We start from the raw sequence: 18,297 nt of genomic DNA, 5'->3' as shown, positions 1-18,297 counted from the left end.
CATGGCCACGATTCTGGGCCAGAACCAGTACGGCAAAGCAGAGAACCGCGTCGTCAAGATCACGCGGGACGGCGACACGCACCACATCAAGGACCTGAACGTCTCGGTCGCCCTCTCCGGCGACATGGACGACGTCCACTACTCCGGCTCGAACGCCAACGTCCTGCCGACGGACACCACCAAGAACACGGTGTATGCGTTCGCCAAGGAGTACGGCATCGAGTCCGCCGAGCAGTTCGGCATCCACCTGGCCCGCTGGTTCGTGGGCAGCCAGGAGCCGATCCAGCGCGCGCGCATCCGGATCGAGGAGTACGCCTGGGAGCGGATCGCCACGTCCGACGCGAACTCCAAGTTCATCGGCGCCGACGAGGTCAAGCACTCCTTCGTCCGCCAGGGCCAGGAGACCCGCGTCACCCAGATCACCTACGACGGCCAGAACTGGGAGGTCATCTCCGGCCTCAAGGACCTGGTCGTCATGAACTCCACGAACTCCGAGTTCTGGGGCTACGTGAAGGACAAGTACACGACCCTGCAGGAGGCGTACGACCGCATCCTGGCCACCCAGGTGTCGGGCCGCTGGCGCTTCAACTGGTCGGACGACGAGCAGCGGATGCCCAACTGGGAGAAGTCCTATGCCGAGACCCGCAAGCACATGCTGCAGGCCTTCGCCGAGACCTACTCCCTCTCGCTGCAGCAGACCCTCTACCAGATGGGTTCGCGCATCATCAACCACCGTTCGGAGATCGACGAGGTCCGCTTCTCGCTCCCGAACAAGCACCACTTCCTCGTCGACCTGGAGCCCTTCGGCCTCAAGAACGACAACGAGGTGTACTTCGCCGCGGACCGTCCGTACGGTCTGATCGAGGCCACGATCCTGCGGGACGGCGCCGACGCGCGCATTCCGGTGGACATGACCAACCTCTAAGAGCGCGGCACGCGCGTCCCGGGGCTCTCCGCAGTGGCCCCGGGACCGTGCGACACGACCCAACTTCCTGAATCGGCACCCGGACGCACCCCACGGGCCGGCAGTACTGTCAGCTGCCAAGGCCCCGGCTCCGGCACTCAAATCCCCTGGGTCCTGCCGTGCCCGCACCGCCACTGAAAGCACGAGGAAGTCCCATGGCAGCATCGGCAGCCCATGACAGCGCCGCCCCGCGCATCGTCATCGAGAACTGTGCGATCGCGACCGTCGACGCCCATGACACCGAGTACGCCTCGGGCCACGTCGTCGTCGCCGGCAACAAGATCGAATTCATCGGTGCGGGCAAGGCCCCCGAGAACCTCGACAACGTGGTCCGCCGGATCGACGGCACCGGGCACCTCGTGACCCCCGGTCTGGTCAACACGCACCACCACTTCTACCAGTGGATCACGCGCGGCCTGGCCACCGACCACAACCTCTTCAACTGGCTCGTCGCGCTGTACCCGACGTGGGCGCGCATCGACGAGCAGATGACGTACACGGCCGCGCAGGGCTCCCTCGCCGCGATGGCCAAGGGCGGTGTCACCACCGCCATGGACCACCACTACGTCTTCCCCAAGGGCTCCGGCGACCTGTCCGGCTCGATCATCCGGGCCGCGTCCGAGATGGGCGTCCGCTTCACCCTCGCCCGCGGTTCGATGGACCGCAGCGAGAAGGACGGCGGCCTGCCGCCGGACCACGCCGTCGAGACCCTCGAAGGTGCGCTGGCCGACACCGAGGCGACCGTCAAGAAGTTCCACGACGCGTCCTTCGACTCGATGACCCAGGTCGCCGTCGCCCCCTGCTCCCCCTTCTCGGTCTCCACCGAGCTGCTCAAGCAGGGCGCCGAGCTCGCCCGCCGCCTCGGTGTGCGCATGCACACGCACGGCAGCGAGACCGTCGAGGAGGAGAAGTTCTGCCACGAGCTCTTCGGCATGGGCCCGACCGACTACTTCGAGTCGACCGGCTGGCTCGGCGAGGACGTGTGGATGGCGCACAGCGTCCACATGAACGACTCCGACATCGCCGCCTTCGCCCGCACCAAGACCGGTGTCGCGCACTGCCCTTCCTCCAACGCGCGTCTGGCCGCCGGCATCGCCCGGGTCCCCGACATGCTCGCGGCCGGCGTCCCGGTGGGCCTCGGCGTGGACGGCACCGCCTCCAACGAGTCCGGCGAGCTGCACACCGAGCTGCGCAACGCGCTGCTGATCAACCGCCTGAACCCGGTCCACCGCGAGCGCGCCCTGAACGCGCGCCAGGCCCTGCGCCTGGGCACCTACGGCGGCGCCCAGGTCCTCGGCCGCGCCGACAACATCGGTTCGCTGGAGGTCGGCAAGTGCGCCGACCTGGTCCTGTGGAACCTGAACACCTTCCTGCACTCCTCGATCGCCGACCCGGTGACCGCTCTCGTCTTCGGTGCGGCCGCCCCGGTGACGGCCTCGTTCGTCAACGGCAAGCAGATCGTGGAGAACAACCGGCTGCTCTTCGCCGACGAGGACGCCATCGCGGTGTCCACGCGGGAAGAGGCCCAGCGCCTCGCGCGGATCGCGCAGGCCTGATCCCCCGGAGTCCGGCCGGGGGGGACGGCCCCCGGCCGGCCGCCGCGGACCCGAGCGGGGTCCGCGGGCAGCCGTTCCCGGGTGGCGCCCGAGGAGATCCGAAGGCGCCCCCGGGAGCGGTGACTCGTGCCACCAGCGCCACGGGCGCACCGCGGGAGCGGCGATTGGGCGAATCGTTTCCGCGCCCCTTGGGACAAGAAGTAGATCCACCGGCTCCACCCACAACTCCATCAACGCGCTCGACTCGCACCGCTTTCGCACCACCTCCATGACACCCACGTCCCTGCCGACGTGTTACCCGACCGGAGGAAGCCGTGGCCCAACCGCCCAGGTTCCGCAAAGACGCAGTCGCAGTACCGGAGGAGAAGCACCCGGTCGACGAGACCCTGCCTCCTCTGAAGATGTTCACCAGCGGCCTCCAGCACGTGGCCGCCATGTACGCGGGTGTCGTGGCCCCGCCCATGATCGTCGGCCCCGCGGTCGGACTCTCCGCCACCGAGACCGCCTTCCTGATGGGCGCCTCGCTCTTCACCGCCGGACTCGCCACCCTCCTGCAGACCCTCGGGTTCTGGAAGGTCGGCGCCAGGCTCCCCTTCGTCAACGGCGTCTCCTTCGCCGGTGTGACCCCGATGATCGCCATAGGGAAGGGGGAGGGTGCCGATGCCCTGCCCGTCATCTTCGGCGCGATCATCGTCGCCGGGGTGGTCGGCTTCCTCGCCGCCCCCTACTTCGGCAAGCTCGTCCGCTTCTTCCCGCCCGTCGTCACGGGCACCGTCATCACCCTGATCGGCGTCTCGCTCCTGCCCGTGGCCTTCAACTGGTCACAGGGCGGCAACCGGACCGCCACCGACTACGGCTCGATGAAGAACATCGGCATGGCCGCCGTCACCCTGGTGATCGTCCTGCTCATGCGCAAGTTCCTGCGCGGATTCCTCCAGCAGATCTCCATCCTGCTCGGCCTGGTCGCGGGGACCCTGATCGCCCTTCCGCTGGGGATGACCAGCTTCGACGCCGTCAAGAACGCCTCGGTGGTCGGCTTCCCCACTCCGTTCCACTTCGGTGCCCCGCAGTTCCAGGTGGCCGCGATCGTCTCGATGTGCATCGTCATGCTCGTCTGCATGACCGAGTCCACCGCCGACATCCTCGCCCTGGGCAAGATCGTCGGCCGGCCGGCGGACGAGAGGACCATCGCAGGAGGCCTGCGCGCCGACACCCTCGGCAGCGCGATCAGCCCGCTCTTCAACGGCTTCATGTGCAGCGCCTTCGCCCAGAACATCGGCCTGGTCGCCATGACCAGGGTGCGCAGCCGGTTCGTCGTCGCCGCCGGCGGCGGCATCCTGATCCTGCTGGGCCTGTGTCCCATGGCGGCCTCGGTGATCGGAGTGGTCCCGCTGCCCGTCCTCGGCGGCGCCGGCATCGTCCTCTTCGGTTCGGTGGCCGCCAGCGGCATCCAGACCCTGGCCGGAGCGGCCATGGAGAAGGGCGAGAACGCCCTGATCGTCGCCGCATCCGTCGGCATCGGCCTGATCCCGATCGCCGCGCCGGAGTTCTACCACGCCTTCCCGAAGGACCTGCTGGTCGTCCTCGACTCCGGCATCAGCACCGGCTGCGTGGTGGCGATCGTGCTGAACCTGGCCTTCAACCACCTCGGCGCCAGGAAGGGCGCGGCCTCGGGGGCCGCACCCGAACCGGTGCCGGTCCACTGACCGGTCGCAGGAAGCACGGCGGTGCGCTCGCCACCCACTGCGGGTGTGGCGAGCGCACCGCCGCGTCCGGTACGGGCGAACCGCCGTGCGCCCGTACGAACGGTGACCGCGCGCCTCCCGGGGCGTGTGTCGAAAGGAGCGCCGTCCGCCCGAAGGGCGGGCCCCGCGGCGTCTGGTGCGTGCGATCGCAAGGCGGAGGGTCGTCCTCGTACGGGGCGTACGTGGGCGATCCCGACACGCGGCGAGCGTGCGTGCCAGGCGTCGCGGGCCAGGCGGGACTTTCGAAACAGCTAGGGCGCCGCGGTCAGGAACATTCCGGTGTGGTCACTCCCCGCGGTGTTCTTGCAGCTGGAGGCGGAGGAGGCGGGCTGCGCCACGGCCAGGGCCAGGCACCGGCCGGCGGCCAGCTGGCCGTAGTAGTTGGGGTGCATGGACTCCTGGATCAGGCCCTGCGACTCGTTGTTGTCGATCCAGCGCGTCCACTCGCTCGTCCTGCCCGAGGCCGGGACCGGGGAGGTGACCTGCTTGCTCGCCTTCGCGCACACCTCGCGTCCCTGGAGCATGTCCCGCAGGTCCAGGAACTGCACGCCCTTGGCGGCGGCGACGCCCTTGAGACGGCCGGCGATCTGCGGCACGAGCGAGTCGCGCGCCCAGTCCGAGTCCCGGTTCCAGAAGGGGCAGCCGCCCGTGTTGAGGCGGCTCCAGTCGCTCTGGGTGTAGCGATTCTCCGCACCCCGCGGGATCGGCGACGGGTAGGACTGGAGGACGATCCGGTAGGAGGAGTCGGCGTACCCGGCCGTGCGCATCACGGCCCGGATCTCGTCGACCGCCTTGCCGACGTTCGCCATGACGCCGTCGATCTTCTGGTCGACGGCGTACTGCTGGTCGTCGTAGCAGTACGAGTACCAGATGACGAAGTCGAGGGCGCAGTTCTTGATGATGTCGGCGAAGCCCAGGTCGTTGCCTCCGACCGACAGGGCGATGGTCTTGACGTCGTGGCTCGCGGCCACGGCGGCCAGCTGGTCGGCCTGCGGGGCCTCGCCCTTGTAGGGGACGCCGCCGTTGGAGGCGCGGAACACGTTCTGCGAGACGGCCCCGGAACAGGCGAGGTTCACGGCGACGGCGGCGATCGCTCCGGCGCTGCGCACCTCGGCCGAGTCGGACCGGTGGCAGCCTCCGGCCGTGGTGCCGTATACCTTCGAGGGGTCGTAGCTGCTGCCGCTGACCCAGCCGCGGTCCGTGCCGTTGCGGCTGCCGGTGTTGGTCAGGCTGTTGCCCTTCCATCGCCCGGCCTCGCCGGAGATGTAGCTGTCGCCCATGGACACCACGGCCGTGGGACCGTTCCCGGGGGCGGCCCCGGCGGTCCCGGCGCCGCCGGCCAGCAGCGCGCCGGTGGCGAGCGGCACGGTGACGGCGGCACAGACCAGTCGTCGCAACCGACGGGGGATCCGGTCCTTGCTGACGTTGCGGAATCCGATCACTGCGGAACTCCTGCGTTCGGCCACGCCGAAGCGGGCGACGTCGCGTCGCCGTTTCGTGTGGCTGGGAAGTGGGGGTACCGCCGGCCGGTGGCACCGGAAAGGTGACACGGACCCGGTTGTTACCGCTAGGTACAGGCAAGTTACGAACGAGTAACAACCGATCGGTCGTTCGGTCCCGTGTGCTCTTCCGGCGGGGCCCGGCCCCCGTGCGGCATGGCCCGGGTGCCCCTCCCGGCAGGGCGGCGGACACGGCTCCGCCCCCGCTGCCGTGGGCGGCGGGGGCGGAGCCGTGGGGTGGGGCCGGGCGGTGCGTTCCGGTCGGATCCGGGGTGTCAGCCGACCAGCTGGTCGTAGGCCGGGAGCGTGAGGAAGTCCGCGTAGTCGGCGTCGAGGGAGACCGTGAGGAAGAGGTCGTGGGCCTGCTGCCACTTGCCGGCCGCGAAGGCCTCCTCGCCGACCTCGGTGCGCAGGGCGGCGAGTTCGGCGGCCGCCAGCTCGCGGGTCAGCTCGGCCGTGGCGGTCTTGCCGTTCTCGAAGACGACTCCCGCGTTGATCCACTGCCAGATCTGCGAGCGGGAGATCTCGGCGGTGGCCGCGTCCTCCATCAGGCCGAAGATTCCGACGGCGCCGAGGCCGCGCAGCCAGGCCTCGATGTAGCGGATGCCGACCTGGACGGCGTTGCGCAGGCCCTCGTACGTCGGCTTCGCGTCCAGCGAGTCGATCGCGATGAGCTCGCCCGGGGCCACCGAGACGTCCTCGCGCAGCCGGTCCTTCTGGTTGGGCTTGTCGCCGAGCACGGCGTCGAAGGAGGCCATGGCGATCGGGACCAGGTCGGGGTGGGCGACCCAGGAGCCGTCGAAGCCGTCGCCCGCCTCGCGGTCCTTGTCGGCCTTGACCTTCGCGAAGGCGATCGTGTTGGCCTCGGCGTCCTTGCGGGACGGGATGAAGGCCGCCATGCCGCCGATGGCGTGCGCGCCGCGCTTGTGGCAGGTGCGGACGAGCAGTTCGGTGTAGGCCCGCATGAACGGGGCCGTCATCGTCACCGCGTTGCGGTCCGGCAGGACGAACTTCTCGCCGCCGTCGCGGAAGTTCTTCACGATGGAGAAGAGGTAGTCCCAGCGGCCCGCGTTCAGGCCCGCCGCGTGGTCGCGCAGCTCGTAGAGGATCTCGTCCATCTCGTACGCGGCGGTGATCGTCTCGATCAGGACGGTGGCGCGGACGGTGCCCTGCGGGATGCCGACGTAGTCCTGGGCGAAGACGAAGATGTCGTTCCAGAGGCGGGCCTCCAGGTGCGACTCCGTCTTGGGCAGGTAGAAGTACGGACCCTTGCCCAGGTCGATCAGGCGCTTGGCGTTGTGGAAGAAGTACAGGCCGAAGTCGACGAGGGAGCCGGAGGCCGGGCCGCCCTCGAACTGCAGGTGGCGCTCCTCCAGGTGCCAGCCGCGCGGCCGCATGACGACGGTCGCGAGTTCGGCGGCGGGCTTGAGCGCGTAGGCCTTGCCCGTGCGGGGGTCGGTGAAGTCGATGCGGCGCTCGTACGCGTCGATCAGGTTGAGCTGGCCGAGGACGACGTTCTCCCAGGTGGGAGCCGAGGCGTCCTCGAAGTCGGCGAGCCAGACCCTGGCGCCCGAGTTCAGGGCGTTGATGGTCATCTTGCGGTCCGTCGGACCGGTGATCTCCACGCGGCGGTCGTTGAGCGCGGCCGGGGCCGGCGCCACCTTCCAGTCGCCCTCGCGGACCTGTGCGGTGTCCGGGAGGAAGTCGAGGGTGGAGGTCCGGGCGATCTCGGCGCGGCGCTCGCCGCGGCGGGCGAGGAGCTCGGCGCGGCGGGGGGCGAACCGTCGGTGGAGCTCGGCCACGAACGCGAGGGCCGCTCCGGTGAGGACTTCGTCCTGCCGCGGCAGGGGCTCGGCATCGACGATGGCCAGCGGGGACGGCGCTGGTGCGGACATAACTGTCACTCCTTCAGCGGCGGTGCCTGGCGGCCGCGGGGAATGCTCGCGCGAGACGGCACGCAGTGCCGTCGGGTGTGGAGAGCTCCGACATACGGTCGCGGGCGCCGTCTGTGGGTTCAGGGCGCTTCTGACCAGTGGATAGTAATTTCCTCATGGTGGAAGTTCAATGGTTTGTTGATGTCGAGATTCTCTGAGTCGACAGATTCCCCCCGCCGGTGGCCCTCAGTGCCACTGTCGTCACGCGGTGCTCAGAGGAGTCGCGCCAGGTCGGGCGGCGTGTCGATGTCGAAGGCCTCCGCGACGTCGGAGCACTCCACCAGTACGAGCTCTCCGGCGTGGCGCGCCAGATGGGTCCGGGCGCCCTTGTCGCCCGTGGCCGTCGCCGCGATGTCCGCCCAGCGCTCCGCGCCGAACAGCACGGGGTGCCCGCGCTCCCCGTCGTACGCCGCGGCCGCCAGGCTCGCGGGGGAGCGGTAGGCCTCCCGCACCCGGGCGACCGCCGCCGGGCCGATGCCCGGCTGGTCCACCAGCGAGACCAGGGCCGCACCGGCGTCCGTACCGGCCAGGGAGGCCAGGCCCACCCGCAAGGAGGAACCCATGCCCTCCGCCCAGTCCGGGTTGTCCACGACCACGCAGCCGGACAGGTCGGCCCGCTCGCGGACCTCGGCCGCCGACGCCCCGAGGACCACGTGCACCGGGCCGCAGCCCGCCTCCCGCAGCACCCGTACGGCGTTCTCCACCAGCGGACGGCCACGGTAGGGCAGCAGGGCCTTCGGGCGGCCGCCGAGCCGGCGGCCGCCGCCGGCGGCCAGGAGCAGACCCGCGATCACGGGTGCATCGGAGTGCGTAGTGGCTGACATGCCACCGATTCTCGCTCCTGTACGCGTTCCCGGGGCCGCCGCGCGAAGGCGCGCCGCGCAGCGGTCGGCGCGGGCCCCGAGCCGCGCCGGAGCTGGACCCGCTGCTCGGCGCAGGCCGCCGGGGCGTGGGCGTCGCGCCGGGTCGGCATCCCGGATTCCCCTTGCCCATCAGAGGCCAATGCCGCGATTCTGGACCTCGATCGGTCCGGCTGTCAGAGCCAATCAGGGGAGGTTGGCACGGTGAACAGGCAAGTGGCCCGGACGGCTGACAGAACCATCGCCAGCCGACAGCTCGCAGCGCTGCTCCCCGCCGACGTACGCGCCCGCCCCGGCTACCGGTCACTCGCCGAAGCCGTCCGCACGCTGATCCTCGACGGCCGCATCGCCCTGCACGTGCGCCTGCCCGCCGAACGCGAACTCGCCGAAGCCGTCGGCGCCAGCCGCGCCACCGTCACCGGCGCCTACGACCTGCTCCGCGAGAGCGGCTACGTCCGCAGCCGGCGCGGCGCCGGCACCTGGACCGAGCTCCCCGACGGCCACGGCCCCGTCGGAGCCCACGCCCTCGTCGGCGCCGGCGGCCACGACGCCGACGGCGGCACCGGCATCGACCTGGCCATCGCCGCCATGGGCGCCCCCGAAGGCGCCCTCGCCGACGCCCTCGCACAGGCCGCCCTGCAGCTGCCCGAGGCCGCCCGCACCCCCGGCTACCACCCCTACGGCCTGCCCGACCTCCGCACGGCCGTCGCCGAACGCTTCACCCGGCGCGGCCTGCCCACCCGCCCCGAGCAGATCCTCGTCACCTCCGGTGCCCAGCATGCCTTCACCCTGGTCACAGCCCTGCTCTGCCAGGCAGGAGACCGGGTCGTCACGGAGAACCCCACCTACGCCAACGCCCTGGACGCGCTGCGCCGAGCCCGGCTGCGCACCGCGCCCATCGCCGTCTCCGACACCGGCTGGGACATGGAGATCGCCGAGTCCACGCTGCACCAGACCGTGCCGAGGCTGGCCTACGTGATCCCCGACTTCCACAACCCGACGGGCGCGCTCATGCCCGAGGAGCAGCGGCTGCGGCTGCTCGCGGCGACCCGGCGCACCGGCACCTGGCTGGTGGTCGACGAGACCATGGCCGAGATCGCCCTGGACGTGCCCGCCCCCGCGCCCCTGGCCTCGCTGGCGCCGCGCGGCGGCACGGACCACGTGGTGACCATCGGATCGCTCAGCAAGACCCACTGGGGCGGCCTGCGCGTCGGCTGGGTCCGAGCCGCCGCGAAGATGATCACCGAGCTGACGGCCGCGCGGGTCTCCGCCGACATGACCGGCTCGGTCCTCGACCAGCTCGTCGCGCTCCACCTGCTGGCCGGCATGGACCGTACCCTGCCCGCCCGGCTCGACCTGCTGCGCGATCGGCGCGCGGCCCTGACGGACTCGCTCCGGCAGCACACCCCGGGATGGTCCTGGCGGATCCCGCCCGGCGGCCTCTCGCTCTGGGTCGACCTCGGCGAGCCGGTCAGCTCGGCCCTGGCCGAACGGGCCGCGGCCGCCGGCGTGCACATCACCCGCGGCGCCCGCTTCGGCGTCGACCCGGGCACCTTCGAACACCGCCTCCGCATCCCGTACACCCTCCCCGCCGACCGCCTGGACGAGGCCGTGCGCCGCCTCGCGGCGGCCTTCCACGACGGGGTTCCGCTCCGCTCGCCGGTGGACCGCCCGCACTGGGTGGCGTAGGGCCGCCTCCGGCGGATCGGCCGGGCCGCGGGGCAGCCCCCGGCTAGGGAGTGCGGATCAGACGGCGGGTGGCGGCCGCCGCGACCGCCGCCGTGCGCGATTCGACGCCGAGCTTCGCGTAGACGTGGACCAGGTGCGACTTGACCGTGGCCTGGCTGAGGAACAGCTGCTTGGAGATCTGCTGGTTCGAGAGGCCGTCCGCCACGAGCTGGAGCACCTCCAGCTCCCGTTTCGTCAACGCCTCCGCGGGCGTGCGCATCCGGTCCATCAGGCGCAGCGCCACCGCCGGGGCGAGCGCCGACTGGCCCGCGGCGGCCGTGCGCACCGCCGCCGCCAGCTCCTCCGGCGGGGCATCCTTGAGCAGGTAGCCGGAGGCTCCCGCCTCCACTGCCGCCAGGATGTCCGCGTCCGTGTCGTACGTCGTCAGCACCAGCACCCGGGGGGCGCCCGGACGGGCCGTGATCAGGGCCGTCGCCTCGGAGCCGTGCATGCCCGGCCCGAACTGGAGGTCCATCAGCACCACGTCCACCGGTTCCCGGGCGGCCAGCTCCACCGCCCGCTCGGCGGTGGCCGCCTCGGCCACCACCGCGAAGTCCGCCTCGGTGTCCAGCACCGCGCGCAGGCCCGCCCGGACCACGGGGTGGTCGTCGGCGAGCAGGAGACGGATGGTCACAGGGCCTCCACGCGGTCCGAGTGGTGCAGATGGTCCAGGGGCAGGGGCAGGGGCAGGGGCAGGGTGACGGCCACGGCGGTGCCCTGCTCCGGGGCCGACTCCACCGTGAAGAGCCCGCCCAACGTCTCGGCGCGCGAGCGCATGGCGGGCAGTCCAAAGCCGCCGTCACCCGAGCCGGAGGCGGCCGAGGACGGGTCGAAGCCCTGCCCGTCGTCGACGATGTCCAGGGTCACCGAGGCATCCATGAAGGTCAGCGTGATCTCCGCACGCCCGGCCCGGGCGTGCCGCACCACGTTGGCCAGCGCCGACTGGGCGATCCGCAGCAGCGCCACCTCGTACGGGGTCGGCAGCACCCGCGGCCGGCCGCTCAGCGAGAACCGCACCCGCAGCCCCGGCACCCCCGAGCACAGCCGCTCCAGCGCCGCGGCGAGCGAGCCGTGCTCCAGGTCCGGCGGTGTGAGGGCGCGTACGAAGCGGCGCGCCTCGGCGAGGTTGTCCTGGGCCGCCTCGCGGGCCTGCGCGATGTGCGGCCGGGCCGCGGCGCCCTCCGGCAGCGCCCGCTCGGCCGCCCGCAGCAGCAGCTGGATGGAGGACAGTCCCTGGGCGAGGGTGTCGTGGATCTCCCGGGCCAGGCGCTCCCGCTCGGCCAGGATCCCGGCGCTTCGCTCGGCGGCGGCCAGCTCGGCCCGGGTCGTGATGAGCTCCTCGATCAGCTCCCGGCGGCGTTCGCTCTCCCGGTACAGCGCCTGGTAGCCCAGTACGGTCGCCACCGCCACGGCACCGCCCAGCAGCGGCCCCAGGAAGGCCCCGGGGGTCGCCACGCTGCTGTGCGCGAGGAAGCCGCCGATGGCTGCGCAGGCGGTCACCGCGACGGCCGCGACCCCCCAGCGCAGACGCAGCAGGTGGAGCTCCAGGAAGTACAGCGGGAAGGCGATCCACAGCCCGTCGGGGGAGACCGCCAGCAGGCCCGCCCAGGCCGCCCCGAGCCCGGCCAGCCACAGCGCCCCGGCCCGCGGCGAACGGTGCACGGCGGGCGCCCGTACACCAGCCGCGTAGACGGAGGCGAGCAGCACGCAGGCGGCGACCACCCAGCCGGTCCGGGGCGCGGAGTCGGCGACGGCGCGGCCGACGGCCAGTGCGAGCAGCCCGAGGAGCAGGGCGTGCAGGCACAGCTTCAGCACCTTCGACACGGGGGTCAGGGCGCGGGCGGGGGCTGGTCCGGCCGGCGGCGCACAGACGGCGGGCGGGACGGGGGGAGCGGCGGAAGTCATGTCCGAACCAGGGTAAGTCGGTCGCGCCCGGCCCAGGTCAACCGAAAGTTCGATGTCCCGGTGCGCCCTTCGATACCAGGATCTCTCCTGTGGCGCGATGCCTTGTGCCCACGCGGAGGACGAGGGTGGGGGACATGTTCGTCGCATGGAGAGATCTACGGTTCGCCAAGGGCCGCTTCGCCCTCATGGGCTCGGTCGTGCTGCTGATCACGCTGCTGGTCGGCCTGTTGTCCGGGCTCACCGCCGGCCTGGCACGGGAAAACGTCTCGGCCATCACCGGCCTGCCCGCCTCACACCTGGCCTTCGCCGCACCCGCCGGGGACCAGAAGGTGTCCTTCACCAACTCCCTGGTGCCCGAGTCGGCCTGGCTGACCTGGCGGGAGCAACCCGGAGTGCGGACGGCCGAGCCCCTCGGCATCCGCACCGCCAACGCCGTCTCGGGTGAGCGCACCGCCGCCGTTTCGGTCTTCGGCGTGGACCCCGCGGGTGGGCTCGCGCCGCGGGACGCCGGTCTCGCGCCGGGCCGGGTGGTCCTCGCGGAGAAGGCGGCGAAGGAGCTCGGCGGCCTGGCCGCCGGCGCCAGGCTCAGGATCGGTACGGTCGAAGTGACCGTGGCCGCCGTCGCCGGCACCGCCGCCTACAGCCACACGCCGGTCGTCTGGATGGACCTGGGCGACTGGCAGCGGATCGGCAACCCCGGTACCTCCGTCGAGACCCTCGCCACCGTCGTCGCGGTCTCCGGCAGCGGCCTGGACCTCGCCGCCGCCGACCGGGCCGCGGACACCCGGGCGCAGACCGTCGACGAAGCGCTGGGCGCCATAGGCTCCTACCAGGCCGAGAACGGTTCGCTCCAGCTGATGCGCGGCTTCCTCTTCGCCATCTCGGCGCTGGTCATCGGCGCCTTCTTCACGGTGTGGACCATCCAGCGCAGCGGCGACATCGCCGTCCTGAAGGCCTTGGGCGCCTCCACCCCCTACCTGCTGCGGGACGCCCTCGGCCAGGCCGTGGTGATGCTCGCCCTCGGCACCGGGCTGGGCACCGCGCTCGCCGCCGGCTTCGGCGCGCTGATCAGCGGCGGAGACGTGCCCTTCGTCCTCGACGCCGCCACGGTGCTCGTCCCCGCCGCGATCATGATCGCGCTCGGTGCGCTGGGCGCGGCCCTGTCCATCCGGCGGATCACCGCCGTCGACCCGCTGACCGCCCTCGGGAGCGCCCGATGACCCTCCTCGTCCACGACGTCACGCTCACCTACCCCGACGGCGAGAGCCGGCTCACCGCCCTCGACGCGGTGGGGCTGGAGGTTCCCGCCGGCACCCTCACGGCGGTGATCGGACCTTCCGGCTCCGGGAAGTCCTCCCTGCTCGCGGTCGCCGCCACCCTCGTCACCCCGGACCGGGGGCGGGTCGTCGTCGCGGGCGAGGACACCACCCGGCTGGGCCCCGCCGAGAAGTCGGCCCTGCGCCGGGAGAAGATCGGCATCGTCTTCCAGCAGCCGAACCTGCTGGCCTCGCTGACGGCCGCCGAGCAGCTGCAGGTCATGGCGCACGTCGCGGGCCGGCCCACGAAGGCCCTGCGCCGCCGGGCGCTGGAGCTGCTGGACGCGGTCGGCCTCGCCGACAAGGCGGACAAGCGTCCCCACCAGCTTTCCGGCGGCCAGCGCCAGCGGATCAACATCGCCCGCGCGCTGATGAACGAGCCCGCCGTGCTGCTGGTCGACGAGCCGACCAGCGCCCTCGACCACGAGCGCGGCGCGGCCGTGCTGGACCTGCTGGTCACCCTGACGCGCGAACGCTCCACCGCCACCGTGCTGGTCACCCACGACCACGCCCACCTGGATCGGATGGACCGTACGGCGACGATGACGGACGGCAGGCTGGCGGTCGGGCACCAGGATCCCGTCGCCGCGCCCTGAGGCGGGCGTACGGAGGCGCCTGGGGGCGGCCTCGCACGGTGGTGAGCCCGGACCACCGCCCGCGGGCCCGCGGGCCGGCCCCCGGTCCCATCCGCGTCGGGGTCCCCGGGCCCTGCGCCGCGACCGTCGTACGGGAAGGCCCCGGCGCCCCTCTCGGAGGGGCGGCCGGGGCCTTCCCGTACGACGGTCGCGGCGGGGTTATGCCGGGCTCTGGTTGGCCAGCGCCACCGACAGCTCGGCGGCGACGTTCTGGAGGACCGGGACGAAGGCCTCGGTCACGGCCTCGGTGACGCGGCCAGCCGGACCGGAGATGGAGATCGCGGCGGCGGTCGGCGAGTTCGGCACCGACACGGCCAGGCAGCGGACTCCTATCTCCTGCTCGTTGTCGTCGACCGCGTAGCCGACCTTGCGGACCTGCTCCAGCGCCTCCAGGAAGCCCTCGGGCGTGGTGATGGTCTTCTCGGTCGCCGCCGGCATGCCGGTGCGGGCCAGGAGGGCGCGTACCTCGTCGGCGGGGGTGTAGGCGAGGAGGGCCTTGCCCACGCCCGTGGAGTGCGGCAGCACCCGGCGGCCGACCTCGGTGAACATGCGCATCGAGTGCTTGGACGGCACCTGGGCGACGTAGACGATCTCGTCCCCGTCGAGCAGGGCCATGTTCGCCGTCTCGCCGGTCTCCTCGACCAGACGGGCGAGGTAGGGGCGGGCCCAGGTGCCCAGGAGGCGCGACGCGGACTCGCCGAGGCGGATCAGGCGGGGGCCGAGGGAGTACCGTCGATTGGGCTGCTGGCGTACGTACCCGCACGCCACGAGGGTGCGCATCAGGCGGTGGATCGTGGGCAGGGGCAGACCGCTGGCGGCCGACAGCTCGCTGAGGCCGACCTCGCCCCCGGCGTCGGCCATCCGTTCGAGCAGGTCGAAGGCGCGCTCAAGGGACTGGACGCCACCGCTGGCGGCAGGGGTCTTCGAGGAAGCGTCGGTGGTGCTGGCGCTGGACGTCGGCACGGCGCGGTCCTTTCGGTGCTGGCAGGCAAGGGAGCAGCCTACCGGGCGGCCGGCGTCGGCCCCAGTGTCGGGGTCGGGGCCGTCGCCGCCGGTCAGAGATGGTTTGTCCGGGTGGTGGACGCCCTCGGGAAGTTATCCGCCCGGCTTCCGGTGGCGGTAGCTACATTCTGGATAGCGAAATCTTAATTCCATCCTGTGGAAACCTCCAAGTGTGGTCCCGGTGCGTCAGTGGTCCGTCCGGGCGCTCTTGACTGCTCCCGGATCCCCGGGAAGACTCCGTCAACAGAACGTTGAATTTCGCTCTGTGGAAGTAGATGGGGAGGTTCCGGTGGCCGACGTGGCTGTGGAACTGGTACTGCGCTCGACGCGCGTCATCACTCCCGAGGGGACGCGCGCCGCCTCGGTCGCCGTCGCCGGCGGGACGATCGCGGCCGTGCTCGCACACGACGCCGAGGTACCGGCCGGAGCCCGGCTGGAGGACTTCGGTGACGACGTCCTGCTCCCCGGCCTGGTCGACACCCACGTCCACGTGAACGACCCCGGCCGCACCGAGTGGGAGGGCTTCTGGACGGCCACCCGCGCCGCCGCGGCCGGAGGCATCACCACGATCCTCGACATGCCCCTGAACTCCCTCCCGCCGACCACCACGGTCGACAACCTGCGCGTCAAGCAGGAGGTCGCCCGCGCCAAGGCGCACGTGGACGTCGGCTTCTGGGGCGGGGCCCTCCCGGACAACGTCAAGGACCTCGCGCCGCTGCACGACGCCGGCGTCTACGGCTTCAAGTGCTTCCTGTCGCCCTCGGGCGTGGACGAGTTCCCCGAGCTCGACCAGGAGCAGCTGGCCATCTCCCTCGCCGAGATCACCGGTTTCGGCGGCCTGCTCATCGTGCACGCGGAGGACCCGCACCACCTCGACGCCGCCCCCGTCGTCCCGGGCCCCCGGTACGCCGACTTCCTGGCCTCCCGGCCGCGCGACGCCGAGAACACCGCCATCGGCAACCTCATCGCCCAGGCGAAGCGGCTGAACGCACGCGTCCACGTCCTGCACCTGTCGTCCTCGGACGCGCTGCCGCTGATCGCCGCCGCCAAGGCCGAGGGCGTGCGGATCACCGTCGAGTCCTGCCCGCACTACCTCACCCTCACCGCCGAGGAAGTGCCCGACGGCGCCAGCGAGTTCAAGTGCTGCCCGCCCATCCGCGAGGCCGCCAACCAGGACCTCCTGTGGGACGCGCTCGCCGACGGCACCATCGACTGCATCGTCTCCGACCACTCGCCCTCCACCGCGGACCTGAAGACCAGCGACTTCTCCACCGCGTGGGGCGGCATCTCCTCCCTCCAACTGGGCCTGCCCGCCATCTGGACCGAGGCGCGCAGGCGCGGCCGGACCCTGGAGGACGTCGTCCGCTGGATGTCCGCCGCCCCGGCCGCCCTCGCCGGCCTGTCCCGAAAGGGCGCGATCGAAGCCGGCCGCGACGCCGACTTCGCCGTGCTCGCCCCCGAAGAAACGTTCACCGTGGACCCGGCCGCACTCCACCACCGCAACCAGGTCACGGCGTACGCGGGCAAGACCCTGCACGGCGTCGTGAAGTCCACCTGGCTGCGGGGCACGCAGATCGCCGACCACGGCACCCCGACCGAGCCCACGGGCCTCCTCCTCGAAAGGCAGAACTGACAGTGGCGATTCCCTCCTTCACCGGCAACGCGAACCCGTACGGAGGCGGCGACCCGTACGCGGACTACCGCACCGCGGACTTCCCCTTCACCCAGTACGCGAACCTCGCCGCCCGTGAGCTGGGCGCCGGTGTCATCGCCGCCAACGACGAGTTCTTCGCCCAGCGCGAGAACCTGCTGATCTCCGAGGCCGCGCACTTCGACCCCGAGGACTTCGGCCACAAGGGCAAGGTCATGGACGGCTGGGAGACCCGCCGCCGGCGCGGCGTCTCCGCCACCCAGCCCTGGCCGACCCCCGAGGACCACGACTGGGCACTGGTGCGGCTGGGCGCCCCCGGCGTCATCCGCGGCATCGTCGTCGACACCGCCCACTTCCGCGGCAACATGCCGCAGGCCGTCTCCATCGAGGCCACCAACTGGGAGGGCGCCCTCGCGCCGACCCCGGAGGAGCTCCAGGGCGACGACGTGAAGTGGACGACCATCGTCCCCCGCACGGCGGTCGGCGGCCACGCCGCCAACGGCTTCGAGGTCGACGCCGAACAGCGCTTCACCCACCTGCGCGTCAACCAGCACCCCGACGGCGGCATCGCCCGCCTGCGCGTCTACGGCGAGGTCCTGCCCGACCCGAAGTGGCTCGCGGCGCTCGGCTCCTTCGACGTGGTGGCGTTGGAGAACGGCGGCTCCGTGCAGGACGCCTCCAACCGCTTCTACTCCCCGCCGACCAACACCATCAACCCGGGCCGCTCCCGCAAGATGGACGACGGCTGGGAGACCGCCCGCCGCCGCGACAACGGCAACGACTGGATCCGCTACCAGCTCGTCACCGAGTCCGAGATCCGCGCCGTCGAGATCGACACCGCGTACCTCAAGGGCAACTCGGCCGGCTGGGCCTCGCTGTCGGTCAAAACCGGCGAGGAGGGCGAGTGGACGGAGTTCCTGCCGCGGACCCGCCTGCAGCCCGACACCAACCACCGCTTCGTACTGGACACCCCGGCGGTGGGCACCCACGTACGGATCGACATCTTCCCGGACGGCGGCTTCTCCCGCCTGCGCCTGTTCGGCTCCCTGACGGAGGCCGGCGCGGCGGCGCTGACCGCCCGTCACCAGGAGCTGGGCGGCTGACGCCGTACCCGTGACCGCCCCGGGGGCCGACACCCCCGGGGCCGGTACACCGTTCAGGGGCGCACCGGATTTCCGGCGCGCCCCTGAACCGGTTCCCCACCGGTGCGGGTCAGAGCACCAGCGCGGCCACGACTTCCTCGTCCTCGAACGCGCCGGTGGGCCTGAAGCCGAGCTCCGCGTAGAGGCGCGCGGCGGGCGCGTTGTCCGGGTGGTACGAGAGCCGTACCTCCCGGCAGGACGGCACCGCGGCGAGCCGCTCGACCAGGGCGCGCACCGCGGCCCGTCCCACCCCCTGCCCTGCTCGGCAGCATCGACGACCATGCCGCCGATCCAGTGGGCGCCGCCGTCCTCACCTTCCGGCAGGACGGCACCGCGGCGAGCCGCTCGACCAGGGCGCGC

At 72.0% G+C, this 18,297-nt stretch carries 14 protein-coding genes and 1 pseudogene; 8 read left to right on the top strand and 7 right to left on the bottom strand.

Features of this window, described 5'->3' with window-relative positions; all coding sequences use genetic code 11:
- Position 1 precedes the first annotated feature (1 nt).
- The 3 genes from pucL to AW27_RS05870 all read left to right on the top strand — a co-directional run bounded on the left by pucL (position 2) and on the right by AW27_RS05870 (position 4,226).
- A complete protein-coding gene (gene pucL, locus AW27_RS05880) occupies positions 2 to 925 on the top strand; it encodes a factor-independent urate hydroxylase (protein WP_037915670.1) in 924 nt (307 codons plus the stop codon).
- 194 nt (positions 926 to 1,119) lie between these two features.
- Positions 1,120 to 2,520, top strand: coding sequence for an 8-oxoguanine deaminase (locus AW27_RS05875; protein WP_304949837.1), 1,401 nt, complete (start codon positions 1,120 to 1,122; stop codon positions 2,518 to 2,520).
- Between the two features lie 314 nt (positions 2,521 to 2,834).
- Complete coding sequence (locus AW27_RS05870) at positions 2,835 to 4,226, top strand: nucleobase:cation symporter-2 family protein (protein ID WP_037915673.1); 1,392 nt, start codon at positions 2,835 to 2,837, stop codon at positions 4,224 to 4,226.
- Between the two features lie 290 nt (positions 4,227 to 4,516).
- Here AW27_RS05870 and AW27_RS05865 read toward each other — a convergent pair whose 3' ends face one another.
- From AW27_RS05865 to AW27_RS05855, 3 genes are all read right to left on the bottom strand, one after another.
- Positions 4,517 to 5,707: an SGNH/GDSL hydrolase family protein gene (locus AW27_RS05865; RefSeq protein WP_236647433.1), complete on the bottom strand. Its 1,191-nt coding sequence runs from the start codon at positions 5,705 to 5,707 to the stop codon at positions 4,517 to 4,519.
- A 332-nt stretch (positions 5,708 to 6,039) separates the two neighbouring features.
- Positions 6,040 to 7,659: a malate synthase A gene (gene aceB, locus AW27_RS05860; protein WP_037915679.1), complete on the bottom strand. Its 1,620-nt coding sequence runs from the start codon at positions 7,657 to 7,659 to the stop codon at positions 6,040 to 6,042.
- 251 nt (positions 7,660 to 7,910) lie between these two features.
- Positions 7,911 to 8,522 carry a nucleotidyltransferase family protein gene (locus AW27_RS05855; RefSeq protein ID WP_172671251.1) on the bottom strand — a complete coding sequence of 204 codons (612 nt, stop codon included), beginning with the start codon at positions 8,520 to 8,522 and terminating at the stop codon, positions 7,911 to 7,913.
- Positions 8,523 to 8,762: 240 nt separating this feature from the next.
- Here AW27_RS05855 and yczR point away from each other — a divergent pair, with 240 nt between their 5' ends.
- The gene (gene yczR, locus AW27_RS05850) at positions 8,763 to 10,247 is read left to right on the top strand and encodes a MocR-like transcription factor YczR (RefSeq protein ID WP_037915681.1); all 1,485 of its coding nucleotides are present in this window, start codon (positions 8,763 to 8,765) and stop codon (positions 10,245 to 10,247) included.
- A 43-nt stretch (positions 10,248 to 10,290) separates the two neighbouring features.
- On the opposite strand, the gene AW27_RS05845 is transcribed toward yczR, so the two are convergent.
- Positions 10,291 to 10,920, bottom strand: coding sequence for a response regulator (locus tag AW27_RS05845; protein WP_037915682.1), 630 nt, complete (start codon positions 10,918 to 10,920; stop codon positions 10,291 to 10,293).
- Positions 10,917 to 12,191 carry a sensor histidine kinase gene (locus AW27_RS05840; RefSeq protein WP_078555777.1) on the bottom strand — a complete coding sequence of 425 codons (1,275 nt, stop codon included), beginning with the start codon at positions 12,189 to 12,191 and terminating at the stop codon, positions 10,917 to 10,919. The genes AW27_RS05845 and AW27_RS05840 overlap by 4 nt, the downstream gene beginning before the upstream one ends.
- A gap of 134 nt (positions 12,192 to 12,325) precedes the next feature.
- Between AW27_RS05840 and AW27_RS05835 the strand changes: the two genes are divergently transcribed.
- Together AW27_RS05835 and AW27_RS05830 are read left to right on the top strand one after the other, a co-directional pair.
- Positions 12,326 to 13,411: an ABC transporter permease gene (locus AW27_RS05835; protein ID WP_052030014.1), complete on the top strand. Its 1,086-nt coding sequence runs from the start codon at positions 12,326 to 12,328 to the stop codon at positions 13,409 to 13,411.
- A complete protein-coding gene (locus tag AW27_RS05830) occupies positions 13,408 to 14,103 on the top strand; it encodes an ABC transporter ATP-binding protein (protein WP_037915686.1) in 696 nt (231 codons plus the stop codon). The genes AW27_RS05835 and AW27_RS05830 overlap by 4 nt, the downstream gene beginning before the upstream one ends.
- 198 nt (positions 14,104 to 14,301) lie before the next feature.
- Here AW27_RS05830 and AW27_RS05825 read toward each other — a convergent pair whose 3' ends face one another.
- Positions 14,302 to 15,105, bottom strand: coding sequence for an IclR family transcriptional regulator (locus tag AW27_RS05825; protein WP_037915689.1), 804 nt, complete (start codon positions 15,103 to 15,105; stop codon positions 14,302 to 14,304).
- 337 nt (positions 15,106 to 15,442) lie between these two features.
- Here AW27_RS05825 and allB point away from each other — a divergent pair, with 337 nt between their 5' ends.
- Both allB and alc read left to right on the top strand, forming a co-directional pair.
- Complete coding sequence (allB, locus tag AW27_RS05820) at positions 15,443 to 16,777, top strand: allantoinase AllB (RefSeq protein WP_370466675.1); 1,335 nt, start codon at positions 15,443 to 15,445, stop codon at positions 16,775 to 16,777.
- A gap of 2 nt (positions 16,778 to 16,779) precedes the next feature.
- Positions 16,780 to 17,898 (top strand): allantoicase, encoded by a 1,119-nt coding sequence (gene alc / locus AW27_RS05815; protein WP_037915696.1) that lies wholly within the window; start codon positions 16,780 to 16,782, stop codon positions 17,896 to 17,898.
- 109 nt (positions 17,899 to 18,007) lie between these two features.
- Here the strand turns inward: alc and AW27_RS05810 are convergent.
- Positions 18,008 to 18,240: pseudogene (locus AW27_RS05810) on the bottom strand (GNAT family N-acetyltransferase); the annotation flags it as partial.
- Between the last annotated feature and the right edge of the window lie 57 nt (positions 18,241 to 18,297).

The organism is Streptomyces sp. PCS3-D2 (genome assembly GCF_000612545.2).
Classification (GTDB): domain Bacteria; phylum Actinomycetota; class Actinomycetes; order Streptomycetales; family Streptomycetaceae; genus Streptomyces.
This window is presented reverse-complemented; position numbering and strand designations above follow the sequence as displayed.